This window comes from Ruminococcus difficilis, from assembly GCF_016680995.1.
The window spans coordinates 1-3098 of record NZ_JAEQMG010000185.1 but is presented as its reverse complement, the minus strand read 5'-3'; the positions used below and the strand labels follow the sequence as shown (position 1 = coordinate 3098).

Annotated in this window: 3 protein-coding genes; all 3 read right to left on the bottom strand. The window is 54.4% G+C overall.

From position 1 onward, the window contains the following. A partial coding sequence (locus JKK62_RS16305; RefSeq protein WP_201428848.1) for a heavy metal translocating P-type ATPase occupies positions 1-1445 on the bottom strand: 1445 nt, incomplete at its 3' end. A gap of 4 nt (positions 1446-1449) precedes the next feature. Further along, positions 1450-1749, bottom strand: coding sequence for an ArsR/SmtB family transcription factor (locus JKK62_RS16300; protein ID WP_201428847.1), 300 nt, complete (start codon positions 1747-1749; stop codon positions 1450-1452). 134 nt (positions 1750-1883) lie between these two features. Then, the coding region (locus JKK62_RS16295) for a class I tRNA ligase family protein (protein ID WP_201428846.1) at positions 1884-3098 on the bottom strand (1215 nt) is incomplete at its 5' end.

Sequence of the window (3098 nt, the reverse complement as noted above, 5' to 3'; positions counted from 1 at the left end):
TTTGACGGCACTTCGCCGCTATAGCTGCCGCAGCAGAGCATTTTACCCTCGTACTGAGCCGAGGTTCCTTTGCCTGCGGTCTCACTGAAATTGCTCAGAGTAATATCCGCGGCATTTGCTTCGCGGCAAATCGCGCGCGCGATCGGGTGCGAGGAATATTCCTCCACCGCCGCCGCAAGGCTGAGTATCTCGTCCTCAGAATAGTCCGAAAGCGAAACCGTTTTGGCGACTCTCAGCTTGCCCGTAGTGAGTGTGCCTGTCTTGTCAAATACGAAGTTCTTCGCCGTCGCAAGAGCCTCAAGGTACTTGCCGCCTTTGATCAGCACGCCCTGTCTTGATGCCGCGCCGATACCCGAAAAGTACGCGAGCGGCACCGAGATAACAATCGCGCACGGACATGAAGCCACGAGCACGACAAGCGCGTTGTATATCCACTTACTGAAGGTTCCTAAGCCGACGAGCGGCGGCACAACTGCGATAAGCACAGCCAGACCGACCATTATCGGTGTGTAAACGGCGGCAAACCGCGAAATCAGCTTTTCGCTTTTGCCCTTCTGAGCAGCCGCGTCCTCGACCATCTGCAGAATCCTCGCGGCAGTGCTTTCGCCGAACGCCTTTGTGGTGCGGATTTTGAGCAGACTGTCGCCGTTTATTCCGCCGCTGAGTACCTCGTCGTCCACCGCGACGGCAACGGGAATGCTCTCGCCCGTCAGAGCGGCATTGTCCACCGTCGAGCTGCCCTCGACGACAACTCCGTCAATCGGAACGCGCGCGTGCGGCTTGATTACAATTATCTCGCCCACCGCAACGCTCTCGGCAGCGACCTCTTCCTCGTGACCGTGGTGAATGATTATAGCGGTGTCGGGACGTATCTGACTGAGCTTCTCGATATCGCGGCGCGACGCGTCAACCGCGAAGTCCTCAATCAGCTCCCCTACGGTGAACAGCAGCGTTACCATCGCGCCCTCGACGTATTCGCCGAGGATAAACGCCGCGATGACCGCTATGGACATCAGCACGGTCTCCTCTATCCTGAATTTGATCAGATTTTTGAATCCCTTGATAAACACCTTCCAGCCCGCAAGCACAGTAGCCGCAAGGCTGAGCACGAGCACCGCGATATCCGCGGCTTCGTTGTGTACCGCGAGGTGGAACACAACCGCCGCTGCGCCGAAAACAAGCGCGATTATCAAAAGAATATGCTCAGTCGTGAGCTTCTTTTTCTCCTTCGAGGCGGTCTCCTTCACGCTCACTCCGTCCTCGATGCTGTCGCAGATTTGCTGTATCTCGGCGGCAGGGTGCTTTTTTTCACTCTCGAACCGCAGCTCCTTTGTCGCGAAGTTGAAGCTGACCTTCTCATAGCCGTCAGTTTCCGCGATAGCCTGCTCGATCTTACCGGCGCAGTGAGCGCAGTTGAGATTTTCAAGAATCAATGTGTATTTCATGGCTCTACTCCATCAGATGGTCAATACCCATCTCTATGATTTTCTTAACATGGTCGTCGTCGAGGGCGTAGTATATCTGCTTACCCTCGCGGCGCGCGCGAACGAGCTTGTTGTTGCGCAGAACGCGGAGCTGATGCGAGATAGTGCTCTGCTCCATTCCGAGAGTTTCCGCGATGCTGAGAACACTCAGCTCCTCGTCGGAAATCGCGTACATAATGCGCAGGCGAGTTGAGTCGCCGAAAACCTTAAACAAGTCCGCAAGCTCAAAGAGCATATCCAGATCGGGAATTTCACGGTTGCCCATATTATCACCTCAATATTTGTTCATATGAATATATGTTCATTTGTTAATTTGAGTATAGCACAAGAAAAACCGTTTGTCAATCGGTTTTTAAAAAAATAAAGGGACAGAGCGAATCTGTCCCTTTAAATATTCAATTATTTAAGCGCGTCGATCGCGGCTGTGATAAGAGAAATCTGCTCTCTCTCCTTTTCAGCCTGCTTTCTGACGTTCTCGACTACCGCCGCGGGAGCCTTCGAGATAAAGCCCTGGTTGTTGAGCTTGCCCTCAGACTGGGCGAGGCGCTTTTTGACCTGCTCAAGCTCCTTGTTGAGGCGCTTAAGCTCGGCTTCCTTGTCAACAAGCTCGTCCATGGGAATGTAAACCTTCGCGTCGGGAGTGACGATAGTTACCGCTCCGTCGATGTCGAAGCTGTCGCCTACCTCTACGCCGCTTGCGGACGCGAGCTTGACGAAGAACGCCTGACCGTCCTCAAAGGTATTGGGGAACTTGGTCGCAACGTAGATTTTCGCCTTGCGTGAGGGCGGAACGTTCATCTCATTTCTGCGGTTGCGGATAGCGCGGATAGCGTTCATTATGCGCTGCATCTCCTGAGCCGCCTCGGGGAAGTCAAGCTCGGGCTTGAAGGTCGGGTAAGCGCAGAGCATTACGGTCTCGCCCTCGTGAGGAATCGTCTGCCAGATCTCCTCGGTGATGTATGGCATGAACGGGTGGAGAAGTCTGAGGATCTGATCGAGCACGTAGAGCAGCACCTGACGGGCGTTCTGAGCGTCCTCGCCGTCGCTCTGCAAGCGCGCCTTTGTAAGCTCGATGTACCAGTCGCAGTAGCAGTCCCAGATGAACTCGTAAACCTTCTGAACCGCGATACCCAGCTCGAACTTGCCAAGGTTCTCATTGACCTCCTTAGCCACTGAGTTGAGGGTGGAGAGAATCCACTTGTCCTCGGTGGTGAGGACTGAGGGCAGTTCGTTCTTAACGTCATGGTCGTCGATATTCATGTGAACATAGCGCGAGGCGTTCCAGAGCTTGTTCGCAAAACCGGAGCATGCCTCGATGCGCTTCTCGGAGTAGCGAATATCGTTACCCGGGGAGTTGCCGGTAACGAGGAGGAAGCGAAGCGCGTCAGCGCCGTACTTCTCGATGACCTCGAGCGGGTCAACGCCGTTGCCGAGGGATTTGCTCATCTTTCTGCCCTGCTCGTCGCGGACGATACCGTGGATAAATACGGTGTCGAACGGAGCCTTGCCTGTCTGCTCGATCGCAGAGAAAATCATTCTCGCGACCCAGAAGAAGATGATATCGTAGCCCGTGACCAAAGTGCTGGTCGGGTAGAAATATTTGAGGTCTTCGGT

Excerpts from the sequence above, each read along its gene's own strand:
- JKK62_RS16300 (WP_201428847.1), bottom strand. The coding sequence starts at position 1,749 with ATGGGCAACCGTGAAATTCCCGATCTGGATATGCTCTTTGAGCTTGCG.